A 14,893-nucleotide genomic window follows, 5' to 3' on the forward strand; every position below is an offset into this window, starting at 1 on the left:
GCCGACCACCGGCCGGGCTTGCAGAGGTCATGGCAGAAACATTCGATGTCATCGTGATTGGTGGCGGACACGCCGGCACCGAGGCCGCACTGGCCGCGGCGCGCGCGGGTGCGCGCACGCTGCTGCTGACCCACAACATCGAGACCATCGGCCAGATGAGCTGCAATCCGGCGATCGGCGGCATCGGCAAGGGCCACCTGGTGAAGGAGATCGATGCCCTGGGGGGCGTGATGGCACGTGCGGCGGATGCCGCCGGCATCCACTTCCGCATCCTCAACCGGCGCAAGGGCCCGGCGGTGCGCGCGACCCGCGCCCAGTCCGACCGGCAGCTCTACCGCCAGGCCATTCGCCAGTTCGTGGAGGCCGAGCCGAATCTGGAGATCTTCCAGCAGCCGGTGGCCGACATCACCATGGAGGGCGATCGTGCGACCGGCGTGGTCACCGAGGCGGGGACTGCGTTCCAGGCCCACGCCGTCGTGCTGACGGTGGGGACGTTCCTCAACGGCCAGATGCACACCGGGCTGACCCGGCAGCCGGGCGGTCGCGCGGGCGATCCGCCGAGCGTGCGCCTGGCCGCGCGCCTGCGCGAGATGGCCTTTGCGGTCGGGCGCCTGAAGACCGGCACCCCGCCGCGCATCGACGGGCGCAGCGTCGACTTCGCGCGCCTCGAGGTGCAGCCGGGCGATGACCCGCGCCCGGTGTTCTCGTTCACCGGCTCGGCCGACGACCACCCGGCCCAGCGCCCCTGTCATATCGCGCGCACCAGCGAGAAGACCCACGACCTGATCCGCGCCAACCTCGATCAGGCGCCGATGTATTCCGGCCAGATCGACAGCACCGGCCCGCGTTACTGCCCCTCGATCGAGGACAAGGTCGTGCGCTTTGCCGACAAGACCAGCCACCAGGTCTTCGTCGAGCCGGAAGGGCTGACCACCCACGAGCTCTACCCAAACGGGATCTCCACCTCCCTGCCCTATGCGATCCAGGTGCCGCTGGTGCAGAGCATCGAGGGATTCGAGCGCGCGCGTATTACCCGTCCGGGCTACGCGATTGAGTACGACTACTTCGACCCGCGCGGCCTGCGCCCGTCGCTGGCCACGCGCGAGGTGGCCAATCTGTTCTTTGCCGGGCAGATCAACGGCACCACAGGATACGAAGAGGCCGCGGCGCAAGGCCTGGTCGCCGGGCTCAATGCCGCCCGCCTGACCCGGGACGCCGAACCCTGGATCCCGCAGCGTTCCGAGGCCTACATCGGCGTGCTGATCGACGACCTGGTCACCCGCGGCACGCAGGAGCCCTACCGCATGTTCACCTCGCGCGCCGAGTACCGGCTGCTGCTGCGCGAGGACAACGCGGATCTGCGCCTGACGCCGATCGGACGCGAGTACGGTCTGGTCGACGATGCCCGCTGGGCACGGTTCGAGCGCCGCGCGGCGGCGATCGAGTCGGAGATGAGCCGGCTGGCCCAGACGCGACCGGACCGCGATCAGCGCAGCCGCCCGGCCCTGGTCGAGCTCCTCGGCAAGGCCCCGGACCCGGATGCCACGCTGCTCGACCTGCTGCGCCGGCCGGAGGCCGACTATGACGCCCTGATGCAGGCCCTCCCGGAACTGGATGCGGGTTGCGCCCCGGACGTGCGCGAGCAGGCCGAGATCCAGGCCAAATACGCCGGGTACATCGAGCGCCAGCAGGCCGAGATCGAGCGCCAGGCCAGCGCCGAGCAGACGGCCCTGCCGGACGGTCTCGACTACGACCGGGTCCACGGCCTGTCCAACGAGATCCGCCAGAAGCTGGCCGAATTCCGTCCGCATACCCTGGCCCAGGCCCAGCGCATTCCCGGCGTGACCCCGGCCGCGCTGTCGGCCCTGGCCGTACACCTAAGGACACACTGATCCATGTACACCCTCGCGTTGGTACCCCAGGTTTTCCGAGACCAGGCGCGGCGCGCAGCGGGTAGTGGTTCTACCCGCAAGCGGTGCAACGCAGGATCGGGGAACCTGGGGTGCCAACCCCGAAGGGGCTCGGCCGCCCGTTGGTATCAGAAACGGGCGCGCGCACGGCGTTGCGGCTCCCTTGTGCAGAATGACTGCACGGCGGTCACCGCGCCTTGTTGGCACGCAAAAGCGACTCGAGCGCGAGGGTGTACATGGATCAGTGTGTCCTTGGAGCAGCGCGCCAGTGGCGAGTGAGGACTGGGGGGCGCGGCTCGCGTCCTGTGCCGATGCCTGGGACCTGGATGCCCGCGCCCGCGAGGTGCTGGCGACGTACCTCGCCGAGCTCCAGCGCTGGAACCGGGTGCACAACCTCACCGCGGTACGCGATCCCGCCTTGCTGATTCCACGTCACGTACTCGACAGCCTGACCCTGCGCCCGTATCTTCAGGGCGAGCGCGTGCTCGACGTGGGCACCGGGGCCGGGCTCCCGGGGTTCATCCTGGCCGCGACCGAACGCGAGCGCGACTTCTGTCTGCTGGACAGCGCGGCCAAACGCATCCGTTTCCTGCGTAACGTGATCGGCCTGACCGGTCTGGCGAACGCCGAGGCGATCCACGCGCGCATCGAGGACTTCCACCCCGAGGCGCCGTATACCACCGTGCTGTCGCGGGCGTTCAAGGCCCCGGCCGAGATGCTCGCGCGGGTCGCGCACACCGTCGCGCCCGGGGGCCGGGTACTGGCCATGCTCGGACAGCGGCGGGTGGTCGATGACCCCCTGCCGGCGCCCTGGGCGTACCGCCGGGTGGATCCGGTTACCATTCCCGGCGAGGTGGCCGAGCGCCACGTTGCCATTATCGAGAGAGCCTGAGCCGTGACCGATACACTGGCGATCACCAATCAGAAGGGCGGGGTCGGCAAGACCACCACCTGCGTTAACCTGGCCGCATCGCTGGCGCGCCTGGGCAAGCGCGTACTCGTGGTGGACATGGATCCCCAGGGCAATGCCACCACCGGCTCCGGCGTGGACAAGCATGCCGACGACCCCACCTCCTGCGAGGTGCTGCTGGGCCAGGCCACGGTCGCCGAGGCTGCCCACCGGGTCGAGGCCGGCTACGACCTGGTCCCGTCGAACGGCGACCTGACCGTGGCCGAGGTCCGGCTGATGGAGGCCGATCGCCGCGAATACCGCCTGCAGGATGCGCTAGGCGCGGCCGCCGCGAACTACGATCACATCCTGGTCGACTGCCCGCCGTCGCTGAACCTGCTTACCGTCAATGGCCTGGTCGCCGCCGACGGCGTCGTGATCCCGATGCAGTGCGAGTATTACGCCCTCGAGGGCCTGACCGCCCTGATGCGCACCATCGAGAGCATCCAGCGCGGGCCCAACCCGAAGCTGCGCATCTCCGGGCTGCTGCGCACCATGTTCGACCCGCGAAACCGTCTGTCCGGGGACGTCTCCGAACAGCTGACCGGCCATTTCGGCGACCGCGTGTTCCGCACCGTGATCCCGCGCAACATCCGCCTGGCCGAGGCCCCCAGTTTTGGCCAGCCGGCCTTGTTGTATGATGCCTCCTCGCGTGGCGCGGTGGCCTACCTGGCCCTGGCCGGCGAGATGTTGCGGCGCTGACGCCGCCCGTCCCCCAACCGACTGTCTGCAGGAACGATCGACCATGGCGAAACGTGGACTGGGCCGCGGCCTCGATGCCCTCCTTTCCGGCGCCCAGGCCGGCGGCGACGAAGCCGACAGCCTGGATCAGCTCCCGATCGAGCAGATCCGGCGTGGCAAATACCAGCCGCGCGTGCATATGGCCGAGGCCGCCCTGGCGGAACTCGCGGACTCCATTCGTGCCCAGGGGATCGTGCAGCCAGTCGTCGTCCGGCGGCTGGAGGATGGCTACGAACTGATCGCCGGCGAACGCCGCTGGCGCGCGGCCCAGATCGCGGGGCTGGAGACCGTGCCGGCGGTGGTGCGCGACATCCCCGACCAGGCCGCCGCCGCGATGGCCCTGATCGAGAACATCCAGCGCGAGGACCTGAACCCGCTGGAGGAGGCCCAGGCGATCCGGCGCCTGATCGGGGAGTTCGAGATGACCCACCAGGCCGCGGCCGATGCCGTGGGCCGTTCGCGCACCTCGGTGACCAACCTGCTGCGCCTGCTGGAACTCCACGACAGCGTGAAGGAACACGTCAACGAGGGCCGCCTGGAAATGGGCCATGCGCGCTGCCTGCTCGCTGTTCCCCTCGACGATCAGCCGGGGGTTGCCGCCACCGTGGTCAAGCGCGGCCTCTCCGTACGCGCGACCGAACAACTGGTGAAGAAGGTCCTGGCCGCCACCCCGGAGCCGAAGAAGGACACCGGACCCTCGCCCGAAGTCCGGCAACTGGAAAGCCGCCTGTCCGACCAGCTCGGCGCTCCGGTGCAGGTGCGCTACAACCGCCAGGGCAAGGGTCGCCTGGTCATCGAGTACAACAGCCTCGACGAGCTCGACGGGATCCTCGAACACATCCAGTAGAGGCCGCGGACTCCCCGCGCCAATCCGCCCGGCAACGCCGTCCGCGCGCCCCGCCCGCACCGGGCCCAAACCCCTGCTTACAGCCCCATAACGGTTTGACCTAATAGAAGGGCGCTCTTATACTACGCGCACTTTTTGGGAGAGGGGTGGGTGTGCCCATCCGCTGAATGACACCGCGACGCTTCAGACACGCCTTACAATCGCTGGGTCTGCAGCTCGCCTTAACGCTGATTCTGTCGGGCCTGCTTCTGGCCCTGTTCCCCCCGATCGTGGCGATCTCGGCCGCGGTGGGCGGCATGACCGCGACCCTCGGCAACGCCGTGGCCGCGGTCGTCGTGTTTCGGCCCTATCGAGCCGATCAGGTGGGCTCGCTGACCGCCCGCATGATGGGCGCACAGCTGGGACGACTGGCAATCATCGCGGTGGCATTCGGGGTGGCGTTCGCTTACCTGGACGAGCCGGACCTACCGGCCCTGTTCGGCATCTTCCTCCTGGTGCACCTGGCCCCCCTGTGGTGGCTGCACCGGGTTTCTGATCAAGCAATGACGAGATAACTGCATGGCTTCAGAAAGCGAACTGCCCACGATGGAAGAGCACATTGCTCACCATCTCACGAACCTCACCTTCGGGCTCCACCCCGAGAACGGACTGAGCTTCGCCTCGACCAGCACCGAAGCCGCCGAGATGGGCTTCTGGGCGATCCATGTCGACTCCATGCTCTGGTCGATCGGTCTGGGTCTGCTGTTTATCCTGACGTTCCGCGCCGCGGCCAAGAAGGTCACCGCCGGCGTCCCGGGCGGCTGGCAGAACTTCGTCGAAATGACCATGGACTTCGTCAACGACAACGTCCGTGGTTCCTTCAAGCACAAGAACGACATGGTCGCGCCGCTCGCGCTGACCATCTTTGTCTGGATCTTCCTGCTCAACCTGATGGACCTGGTGCCGGTGGATCTGCTGCCGCACATCGCCTATCTGCTGGGCATCCCGTACTTCAAGATCGTGCCCACCACGGATATCAACGTGACCGCCGGCCTCGCGCTGGGCGTGTTTATCCTGATCATCTACTACTCGCTGAAGATCAAGGGCCCGGTCGGCTTCATCAAGGAACTCACGGGTATCCCGTTCCAGACCAACATCGTGTTCCTGAAGCCGATCTTCTGGACGATCAACTTCGTCCTGGAGTTCATCAACCTGCTGGCCAAGCCGGCCTCGCTCGCCCTGCGACTGTTCGGCAACCTCTACGCCGCGGAGATGATTTTCATCCTGATCGGCGTAATGTACTCCGCGGGCCTGATCCTGGGTCTGGCCGGCGGCGTGCTCCATGTCGGCTGGGCGATCTTCCACATCCTCGTGGTGCCGCTGCAGGCCTTCATCTTCATGGTGCTGACCGTCGTCTATCTGGACATGGCGTACAGCGAAGACCACTGATTCCGATCTTCCTACTCAACTGACTGTTTCAACACTCGACTGGAGATACAAAAATGGAAATGGCAAACGCTCTGATCGTTCTGGCTGGCTCTCTGCTCCTGGGTCTGGCCGCTGTCGGCGCCGCGATCGGCGTGGGCACCCTGGGTGGTCGCTTCCTGGAAGGCGCCGCGCGTCAGCCGGAACTGATCCCGATGCTGCGTACCCAGTTCTTCATCGTCATGGGTCTGACCGACGCCGTGCCGATGATCGGTGTGGGTATCGGCCTGTACGTTCTGTTCGCCCTGGGCTAAGAGGCTGACCGAGTCCCGAGGATCCCTCACACTCGTCAACCCGAGGTAGCAGGATGAATATCAATCTGACCATCATCGGCCAGCTGCTCGCGTTCAGCGTCTTCGTGTGGTTCACGATGCGCTACGTCTGGCCGCCCATGTCCAACGCCCTGGAAGAGCGTCGCAAGAAGATTGCCGACGGTCTCGCCGCAGCGGAGCGCGGCGAGAAAGAGCAGGAGCTCGCCCAGGAGCGTGCGACCGAGGTGATCAAGGAAGCCAAACAGCAGGCCAACGAGATCGTCGCCTCCGCCCAGAAGCGTGCCAACGATCTGGTCGAGGAGAGCAAGACCACGGCCCGCGAGGAAGGCGACCGCATCAAGGAAGCGGCGCAATCCGAAATCGAGCAGGAGCTCAACCGCGCGAAGGAAGAGCTGCGCAAGCAGGTCTCCGAACTGGCGGTTGCCGGCGCCGAGCAGATCCTGGCCAAGGAGATTGACGCCAAGGCCCACGGCGATCTGCTGAAGAAGCTCGCGGCCAAGCTCTAAGGAGACGTTATGTCAGACCTGATTTCGGTCGCCCGACCCTACGCCCGCGCGGCATTCGAGCGGGCCCGCGAGGCCAAGGATCTCGCCGGCTGGGCCGAGCAGCTCGAGTTGCTGGCGGCGATCGCCAGCGACTCGCAGATGCACAGTCTCCTCTCCAACCCGCGGCTCCCGCGTGCCGATCGCGCCCAGCTGGTGCTGGACGTGGCCGGTGACAAGGTCGGTGCCGAGGCCGGCAATCTGGTGCGCCTGCTGGCGGAGAACGGCCGCCTGCCGGCCCTGCCCGCCGTCCGTGACGCCTTTGAGGAACTCAAGGCCGCCGCGGAACAGCGCGTGCACGCCGATGTCACCGCCTTCCGCAAGCTCACGCAGGCGCAGGAGAAAGAGATCCACGACGCCCTGGTCAAGGGCCTGGGCTGCGAAGTCGATCTCGAATGCTCAGTCGACAGCTCCCTGCTGGGGGGCGCCATCATCCGCGCCGGCGACCTGGTAATCGACGGCTCCGTGCGAGGCCAGCTGAACCGCCTGGCTGCCAATTTGAGTCGCTAAGAGGATATTTAACATGCAACTGAATCCCTCCGAGATCAGTGATCTGATCAAACAGCGCATCGAGAAATTCGATGCCTCCTCCGAGGCCTCCAACGAGGGCACCGTGGTCAGCCTGACCGACGGTATCGCGCGTGTGCACGGCCTGGGTGACGTCATGCAGGGCGAGATGCTCGAGTTCCCCGAGGACACCTTCGGCATGGCGCTCAACCTCGAGCGCGACTCCGTCGGCGTCGTGATCCTGGGTGACTACAAGCACATCAAGGAAGGCGACACGGTCAAGTGCACCGGCCGCATCCTCGAGGTCCCGGTGGGCGAGGCCCTGCTCGGTCGCGTGGTGGACTCCCTGGGTCGCCCGATCGACGGCAAGGGCCCGGTGAACACCGACGTGACCAGCCCGATCGAAAAGATCGCCCCGGGCGTTATCGAACGCCAGTCCGTCGACCAGCCGCTGCAGTCCGGCATCAAGGCGATCGACGCCATGGTTCCGGTCGGCCGCGGCCAGCGCGAGCTGATCATCGGCGACCGTCAGACCGGCAAGACCGCCGTGGCGATCGACGCGATCATCAACCAGAAGGACTCCGGCGTTAAGTGTATCTACGTCGCCGTGGGCCAGAAGGCCTCGTCGGTTGCGTCCGTGGTGGCCAAGCTGGAAGAGGCCGGCGCGATGGAGAACACCATCATCGTCGCCGCCAACGCCTCCGAGTCGGCCGCGATGCAGTTCATCGCCCCGTATGCCGGCTGCGCGATGGGCGAGTACTTCCGCGACCGTGGCGAAGACGCCCTGATCGTCTACGACGACCTGACCAAGCAGGCCTGGGCCTACCGTCAGGTCTCCCTGCTGCTGCGCCGCCCGCCGGGCCGCGAAGCCTATCCGGGCGACGTCTTCTACCTGCATTCGCGTCTGCTGGAGCGGGCCTCCCGCGTGAACGCCGAGTACGTGGAAGAAAAGACCAACGGCGAGGTGAAGGGCCAGACCGGTTCGCTGACCGCGCTACCGATCATCGAGACCCAGGCCGGCGACGTGTCCGCGTTCGTGCCGACCAACGTGATCTCGATCACCGACGGCCAGATCTTCCTCGAGACCGACCTGTTCAACTCGGGCATCCGTCCGGCGATCAACGCCGGTCTGTCGGTCTCCCGCGTGGGTGGTTCGGCGCAGACCAAGATCATCAAGAAGCTCGGTGGTGGCGTGCGTCTGGCGCTGGCCCAGTATCGCGAGCTGGCGGCATTCTCGCAGTTTGCCTCCGATCTGGACGAACTGACCCGCAAGCAGCTGGATCGCGGCAAGCGCGTGACCGAGCTGATGAAGCAGGGTCAGTACCAGCCGATGTCCATTGGCGAGATGGCCTTCTCCCTGTATGCCGCGAACGAGGGCTACCTCGACGACGTCGAGGCGGAAAAGGTCGTGAGCTTCGAAAAGGAACTGATCGCCTATGCGCGTTCCTCGCAGAAGGAGCTCCTGGACGAAATCAACAGCACTGGCGACTACAACGACTCCATCCAGGAAAAGCTGAAGAAGGCCCTGGAAGAGTTCAAGGCCAAGCACAGCTGGTAACGGGAGCACGCAATGGCGGGCACTAAGGAGATTCGGACGCAGATCAAGAGTATCCAGAATACTCAGAAGATCACCAAGGCGATGGAGATGGTCGCCGCGTCCAAGATGCGCAAGGCCCAGGACCGTATGGAAGAGTCCCGGCCCTACGCGCAGAAGATCCACGACGTGATCGGTCACGTCGCCATGGCGAATGCCGAGTACAAGCATCCGTTCATGGTTGAGCGCGAAGTGAAGCGCGTGGCGCTGATCATCGTGTCGACCGATCGCGGCCTCTGCGGCGGGTTGAATACCAACCTGTTCAAGAAGGCTGTCGGCGAGATGCGCCGGTACCGCGACGAGGGTGTCGAGGTCGATCTCTGCGTGGTGGGCAACAAGGCGCTGCAGTTCTTCAAGCGCCTTGGCGGCAACATCGTGGCCGAAGCCAAAGATCTCGGTGACCGTCCGCACATCAACGACCTGATCGGGTCGATCAAGGTGGTGCTGGACAACTTCCGCGACGGCAAGGTGGACCGCGTCGTGCTGCTGGAGAACAAGTTCGTCAACACGATGACGCAGCAGCCCGAGGTGACCCAGCTGCTGCCGACGGCGCCGAGCCGGGACGAATCGCTCAAGCACCACTGGGATTACATCTACGAGCCCGACACGCATCCGGTGATGGATACGCTGCTCGAGCGCTATGTCGAGTCCCTGATCTACCAGGCGGTGGTCGAGAACGTGGCCTGCGAAATGGCCGCGCGCATGGTGGCGATGAAGTCCGCCTCCGACAACGCCGGCACGATGATCAAGGACCTGCAGCTCGTCTACAACAAGGCGCGCCAGGCCGCGATCACCCAGGAGATCTCCGAGATCGTCAGCGGCGCGGCCGCGGTCTAGCGCCCGCCGTCACGTATCGGTCGACTCGGCACGAATTACGACTTACGAGGATGAACAAATGAGTTCTGGAAAGATTGTCGAAATCATCGGCGCCGTCGTGGATGTGGAGTTCCCCCACGGCGAAGTGCCCAAGGTCTACGACGCCCTGACCCTGGAAAACGGCCTGACCCTGGAAGTCCAGCAGCAGCTGGGTGACGGCGTCGTGCGCACGATCGCCATGGGTACCACCGAGGGTGTGAAGCGTCAGACCCCGGTTACCGCGACCGGCAAGCCGATCTCCGTGCCGGTCGGCAAGGGGACCCTGGGCCGCGTGATGGACGTCCTCGGTCGTCCGGTGGACAACGCCGGCGACGTGGAGGCCCAGGAGACCTGGTCGATCCACCGCGCCGCCCCGACCTTCGACGAGCAGGCGGGCTCCACCGAGCTGCTGGAAACCGGCATCAAGGTCATCGATCTACTGTGCCCCTTCGCGAAGGGCGGCAAGGTCGGCCTGTTCGGCGGCGCCGGCGTGGGCAAGACCGTCAACATGATGGAGCTGATCCGCAACATCGCGATCGAGCACTCCGGTTATTCCGTGTTTGCCGGCGTGGGCGAGCGTACTCGTGAAGGGAACGACTTCTATCACGAGATGAAGGACTCCAACGTCCTCGACAAGGTGGCCCTGGTCTACGGCCAGATGAACGAGCCGCCGGGCAACCGTCTGCGCGTCGCGCTGACCGGTCTGACCATGGCCGAGTTCTTCCGTGACGAAGGCCGCGACGTGCTGATGTTCATCGACAACATCTACCGCTACACCCTGGCCGGGACCGAGGTCTCCGCGCTGCTGGGTCGTATGCCGTCCGCGGTGGGTTACCAGCCGACCCTGGCGGAAGAGATGGGTGTGCTGCAGGAGCGCATCACCTCGACCAAGAAGGGTTCGATCACTTCCATCCAGGCCGTCTACGTGCCGGCGGATGACTTGACCGACCCGTCCCCGGCCACGACCTTTGCGCACCTGGATGCGACCGTCGTGCTGTCGCGCCAGATCGCCGAGCTGGGGATCTACCCGGCGGTGGATCCGCTGGATTCCACCTCGCGCCAGCTGGACCCGCAGATCATTGGCCAGGAGCACTACGACACCGCCCGTGCGGTGCAGGGTACCCTGCAGCGCTACAAGGAGCTGAAGGACATCATCGCGATCCTCGGGATGGACGAGCTGTCGGAAGACGACAAGCTGGTCGTGGCCCGCGCGCGTAAGATCCAGCGCTACCTGTCGCAGCCGTTCTTCGTGGCCGAGGTCTTCACCGGGGCGCCCGGCAAGTACGTGTCCCTGAAGGACACCATCCGTGCGTTCAAGGCGATCGTCGACGGTGAATACGACCACCTGCCGGAGCAGGCCTTCTACATGGTCGGCACCATCGAGGAAGCCGTCGAGAAGGCCGAGAAGCTCGGCTAAGGAGCAAGGCGTTATGCCCATGAATATGCATGTGGATGTGGTCAGTGCGGAGGAGTCCATCTACTCCGGTACGGCCCTGATGATCGCCGCGCCCGCCGAAGGTGGCGAGGTCGGCGTATATGCCGGGCATACCCAGATGCTCGCCCGGCTCAATCCGGGCGAACTGCGCATCCAGGAAAAGGAAGGCGCCGAGCCGCAGCCGGTGTTCGTCTCCGGCGGCATCCTCGAGGTCCAGCCCTACCACGTAACCGTCCTCGCGGACACCGCAGTGCGGGCCAAGGACCTCGACGAGGCCGAGGCCCTGGAGGCCAAGAAGCGCGCGGAGGAGGCCCTGGAGAATTCCAAGGCCGACTTCGACTACGCCAAGGCTCAGGCGGAACTGGTCGAGGCGGCCGCGCGCCTGCAGATGATCCAGAAGCTGCGCCGGAAATAATCCGGCGAATTGCGACGGATGACCTACCCCAAGGGCCAACCATCTCGGTTGGCCCTTTATCATTGCAGCCATGCCTGAAATGACACCCCTCCATCTCGTGGTACTGGCCGCCGGCAAGGGCACGCGCATGCGTTCGCGCAAGCCGAAGGTCCTGCAGCCCCTCGCCGGCCGGCCCCTCCTTGCACATGTCCTCGACCGCGCGGCCGCGCTGGACGCCGCCGCCTGCCACCTCGTGGTGAGCCACCAGCAGGAACGCGTGCGCGCCGCGTTCGCGGAATCGACGCTGCCCCTCGACTGGATCGATCAGGGTGAGCCCCGCGGCACGGGACACGCGGTGTTTCGCGCGCTGGAACATGTCCCCGAGGCAGCGCGCGTGCTGGTGACCTACGGCGATGTGCCGCGGATCCCGGTCGCCGACCTCGAGGCCTGCGCGGCGGGCGATGGGGTGACCGTGCTCGCCGCGCGTGTTGCCGATCCCGGGGGCTACGGGCGCCTGATCCTGGCCCCGGACGGCGCCCTCGAGCGAATCGTCGAGGACAAGGAGGCGTCGATCGACGAACGGGCCGTGGATCTGATCAATACCGGGGTCCTGGCCGCGCCGGCGGGCGATCTGCGCCGTTGGCTGGCTGCCTGCGAGCCGGCACCGGGTGGCGCGCGCGAGTGGTACCTGACCGACGTGGTCGCCGCGGCCCGCGCCGACGGATCCGCGGTCACGGTTGCCGAGAGTCGGGATCCGGCCGCGGTGCTCGGCGTGAACGATCGCGCCCAGCTGGCCGTCCAGGAACGGCTCTACCAGCAGGCGCAGGCCGCCGACATGATGCGCGACGGCCTGGCACTGGCCGATCCCGACCGTGTCGATGTCCGAGGCGTTCTCACCTTCGGGCAGGACTGCACCCTGGACGTGAACGTCGTGATCGAGGGCACGGTCACGCTGGCGGATGATGTCTACATTGGCCCCGGCTGCGTGCTGCGCGACTCCCAGATCGGGTCGGGCACGCAGATCGCGGCGCACAGCATCCTCGAGGGGGTGCGGGTGGACGCGGATGCTCGGATCGGGCCGTTTGCGCGCCTCCGGCCGGGCACGGTTCTCGGCACGGGCGCGCGGGTCGGCAACTTTGTGGAGATGAAGAACGCCACCCTCGGTCCGGGAGCGAAGGCGAATCACCTGACGTATGTCGGTGATGCCCGGGTAGGGGCGGGCGCGAACCTGGGCGCCGGCACCATCACATGCAATTATGACGGGGCCAACAAGCACCACACCGAGATCGGCGAACGGGCCTTTATCGGCTCGAACACCGCGCTCGTGGCGCCCATCCGCATCGGCGACGATGCCACTGTGGGTGCCGGGTCCACCCTGTCCGACGACGTCGAGCCGGGTGCCCTGGCGCTCACGCGCGCCCGGCCCCGCACCATCCGCGACTGGCCGCGTCCGAAGAAGACCAGCAAGAACAAGGAGAGCTAACCCATGTGCGGTCTGGTGGCAGGCATCGGCGAGCGCAACCTGGTCCCCGTCTTGGTGGAAGGGCTTCACCGCCTGGAGTACCGGGGCTATGACTCCGCCGGCGTGGCGGTGGTGAACGACGGGGCGGTTGCGGACATCCGCGCCATCGGCAAGGTGGCGGCGCTGGAGCAGCGCATCGTCGCCGCCGGCCTGCAGGGGCGCGTGGGCATCGCCCACACCCGCTGGGCCACACACGGTGCCCCGAGCGAGGAGAATGCCCACCCCCATCGTTCGCGGGATGGTCGCGTGGCGATCGTGCACAACGGCATCATCGAGAACCATGCGGACCTGCGCTCGCGACTGGACGCAGCGGGCTGGCCCTGCGTGTCGGCGACCGACAGCGAGGTCATCGCCCACCGGCTGGAACAGGCGCTGGAGGCCGGTGCCACCCCGCGAGAGGCGATGCGCAGCACCTGCGCCGAGCTCCAGGGGGCCTACGCCATCGCCGCGGTGTTCGCGGACTTCCCCGACGAGCTGATCGTCGCCCGCTCCGGGAGTCCGGTGCTGCTCGGCCTGGGGATTGGCGAGACCTTTGCCGCCTCCGACGTGCAGGCCCTGCTCCCGGTGACCCAACGCTTTGTCGACCTCGAGGACGGCGACATCGCCCGTCTGACGCGCGCCGGCGTCGAGGTCGAGGATGCGCGCGGGGCCCCGGTCGAGCGCGGCATCCGCGAGAGTCGTTGCCAGGTGAACGTCGCGGATCGTGGCGAATACCGGCATTTCATGCTCAAGGAGATCTACGAGCAGCCCCACGCCCTCGAGGAGACGTTGTCCGGTCGCCTCGGCGAAGCGGCCATCCTCGAAAACATCCTCGGCCCGGGCAGTGACGAACGGCTCGCCGACGTCGCCGCCGTCCAGATCGTGGCCTGCGGCACCAGCTATCACGCCGGCATGGTCGCGGCCCACTGGATCGAGGAGCACCTGGGCCTGCCGGCGCGGGTGGAGGTCGCCAGCGAGTACCGCTACCGCCGCCATGTCCTCGCTCCCGGCACGCTGCTTGTGGTGATCTCCCAGTCCGGTGAGACGGCCGACACCCTCGCGGTGCTGCGCCAGTCCCAGGAGGAGCCGTTCCTCGCCCGCCTGGCCATCTGCAATGTCCCCGAGAGCACCATGGCGCGCGCGGCCGACCTGATTCTGATGACGCACGCCGGCCCGGAGATCGGTGTCGCCTCCACCAAGGCCTTCACCACCCAGCTCGCCGCCCTGGGGATCCTGGTCCTGCTGCTGGGTCAGGTCGCGACGGCCGCCCGGATGCCGGCCAGCGACCGTGCCGCCGCTGTCGCGGCCCTGCGGGGTCTCCCGGATCAGGTCGCGCGGATCCTCGCCCTGGACACCCCCATCGCGCGGATTGCCGAGGACCTGCTGGAACGCCAGCACGCCCTGTTCCTGGGCCGGGGCGCGTATTTCCCGATCGCCCTGGAGGGTGCCCTCAAGCTGAAGGAGATCTCCTACATCCACGCCGAGGCCTATCCCTCGGGCGAGCTGAAACACGGCCCGCTGGCCCTGGTCGATACGGAGATGCCGGTAATCGCGGTCGCCCCGGACGACGCCCAGCTGGAAAAGCTCTCCAGCAACCTGCAGGAGGTCCGGGCACGGGGCGGGCAGCTGATCGTGATCGGCGAATCCAGCGCCGCACGGGCGCTGGCCCCGGAAGACACCTGGATCGGCCTCCCGCAGAACGAGGCCCTCAGCCCCTGGCTGGCGCCGGTCCTGTTCACCATCCCGCTGCAGTTGCTCGCCTATCACACGGCCGTGCTGAAGGGCACTGACGTGGACCAGCCGCGCAACCTCGCCAAGTCGGTCACCGTCGAATAACGCGCCGCGCCAAACCGCTTGTTCCATCAGGAAACGCTTGTATTCG

15 protein-coding genes are annotated in these 14,893 nt (G+C 66.7%); all 15 read left to right on the forward strand.

The annotated features are described in order from the left end of the window. Positions 1-29: 29 nt before the first annotated feature. Positions 30-1,892 (forward strand): tRNA uridine-5-carboxymethylaminomethyl(34) synthesis enzyme MnmG, encoded by a 1,863-nt coding sequence (gene mnmG / locus C996_RS0111640; RefSeq protein WP_018867612.1) that lies wholly within the window; start codon positions 30-32, stop codon positions 1,890-1,892. A 286-nt stretch (positions 1,893-2,178) separates the two neighbouring features. Next, complete coding sequence (gene rsmG / locus C996_RS0111645) at positions 2,179-2,802, forward strand: 16S rRNA (guanine(527)-N(7))-methyltransferase RsmG (RefSeq protein WP_018867613.1); 624 nt, start codon at positions 2,179-2,181, stop codon at positions 2,800-2,802. A 3-nt stretch (positions 2,803-2,805) separates the two neighbouring features. Then, positions 2,806-3,561 carry a ParA family protein gene (locus C996_RS0111650; protein WP_018867614.1) on the forward strand — a complete coding sequence of 252 codons (756 nt, stop codon included), beginning with the start codon at positions 2,806-2,808 and terminating at the stop codon, positions 3,559-3,561. Positions 3,562-3,604: 43 nt separating this feature from the next. Next, positions 3,605-4,447, forward strand: a complete 843-nt coding sequence (locus C996_RS0111655) for a ParB/RepB/Spo0J family partition protein (RefSeq protein ID WP_018867615.1) — start codon at positions 3,605-3,607, stop codon at positions 4,445-4,447. Positions 4,448-4,614: 167 nt separating this feature from the next. Further along, a complete protein-coding gene (locus tag C996_RS0111660; RefSeq protein WP_018867616.1) occupies positions 4,615-5,001 on the forward strand; it encodes an ATP synthase subunit I in 387 nt (128 codons plus the stop codon). A 31-nt stretch (positions 5,002-5,032) separates the two neighbouring features. Then, positions 5,033-5,875, forward strand: a complete 843-nt coding sequence (gene atpB, locus C996_RS0111665; RefSeq protein WP_018867617.1) for a F0F1 ATP synthase subunit A — start codon at positions 5,033-5,035, stop codon at positions 5,873-5,875. Between the two features lie 53 nt (positions 5,876-5,928). Further along, positions 5,929-6,165: a F0F1 ATP synthase subunit C gene (gene atpE, locus C996_RS0111670; protein WP_012983953.1), complete on the forward strand. Its 237-nt coding sequence runs from the start codon at positions 5,929-5,931 to the stop codon at positions 6,163-6,165. Positions 6,166-6,218: 53 nt separating this feature from the next. Continuing rightward, a complete protein-coding gene (locus C996_RS0111675; RefSeq protein ID WP_018867618.1) occupies positions 6,219-6,689 on the forward strand; it encodes a F0F1 ATP synthase subunit B in 471 nt (156 codons plus the stop codon). A gap of 9 nt (positions 6,690-6,698) precedes the next feature. Further along, positions 6,699-7,235: a F0F1 ATP synthase subunit delta gene (locus C996_RS0111680; protein ID WP_018867619.1), complete on the forward strand. Its 537-nt coding sequence runs from the start codon at positions 6,699-6,701 to the stop codon at positions 7,233-7,235. A gap of 13 nt (positions 7,236-7,248) precedes the next feature. Beyond that, a complete protein-coding gene (gene atpA / locus C996_RS0111685; protein ID WP_018867620.1) occupies positions 7,249-8,790 on the forward strand; it encodes a F0F1 ATP synthase subunit alpha in 1,542 nt (513 codons plus the stop codon). A 12-nt stretch (positions 8,791-8,802) separates the two neighbouring features. Continuing rightward, positions 8,803-9,663 carry a F0F1 ATP synthase subunit gamma gene (gene atpG / locus C996_RS0111690; RefSeq protein WP_018867621.1) on the forward strand — a complete coding sequence of 287 codons (861 nt, stop codon included), beginning with the start codon at positions 8,803-8,805 and terminating at the stop codon, positions 9,661-9,663. 58 nt (positions 9,664-9,721) lie between these two features. Further along, positions 9,722-11,098, forward strand: coding sequence for a F0F1 ATP synthase subunit beta (gene atpD / locus C996_RS0111695; RefSeq protein ID WP_018867622.1), 1,377 nt, complete (start codon positions 9,722-9,724; stop codon positions 11,096-11,098). Between the two features lie 13 nt (positions 11,099-11,111). Further along, on the forward strand, positions 11,112-11,531 hold the full coding sequence (locus tag C996_RS0111700; RefSeq protein ID WP_018867623.1) for a F0F1 ATP synthase subunit epsilon: 420 nt from the start codon (positions 11,112-11,114) through the stop codon (positions 11,529-11,531). Between the two features lie 79 nt (positions 11,532-11,610). Next, positions 11,611-12,993: a bifunctional UDP-N-acetylglucosamine diphosphorylase/glucosamine-1-phosphate N-acetyltransferase GlmU gene (glmU, locus tag C996_RS0111705; protein WP_018867624.1), complete on the forward strand. Its 1,383-nt coding sequence runs from the start codon at positions 11,611-11,613 to the stop codon at positions 12,991-12,993. Between the two features lie 3 nt (positions 12,994-12,996). Further along, positions 12,997-14,847, forward strand: coding sequence for a glutamine--fructose-6-phosphate transaminase (isomerizing) (gene glmS, locus C996_RS0111710; protein ID WP_018867625.1), 1,851 nt, complete (start codon positions 12,997-12,999; stop codon positions 14,845-14,847). Positions 14,848-14,893: the final 46 nt, after the last annotated feature.

It is taken from the genome of Thioalkalivibrio sp. ALE25, from assembly GCF_000377285.1.
Classification (GTDB): Bacteria; Pseudomonadota; Gammaproteobacteria; order Ectothiorhodospirales; family Ectothiorhodospiraceae; genus Thioalkalivibrio.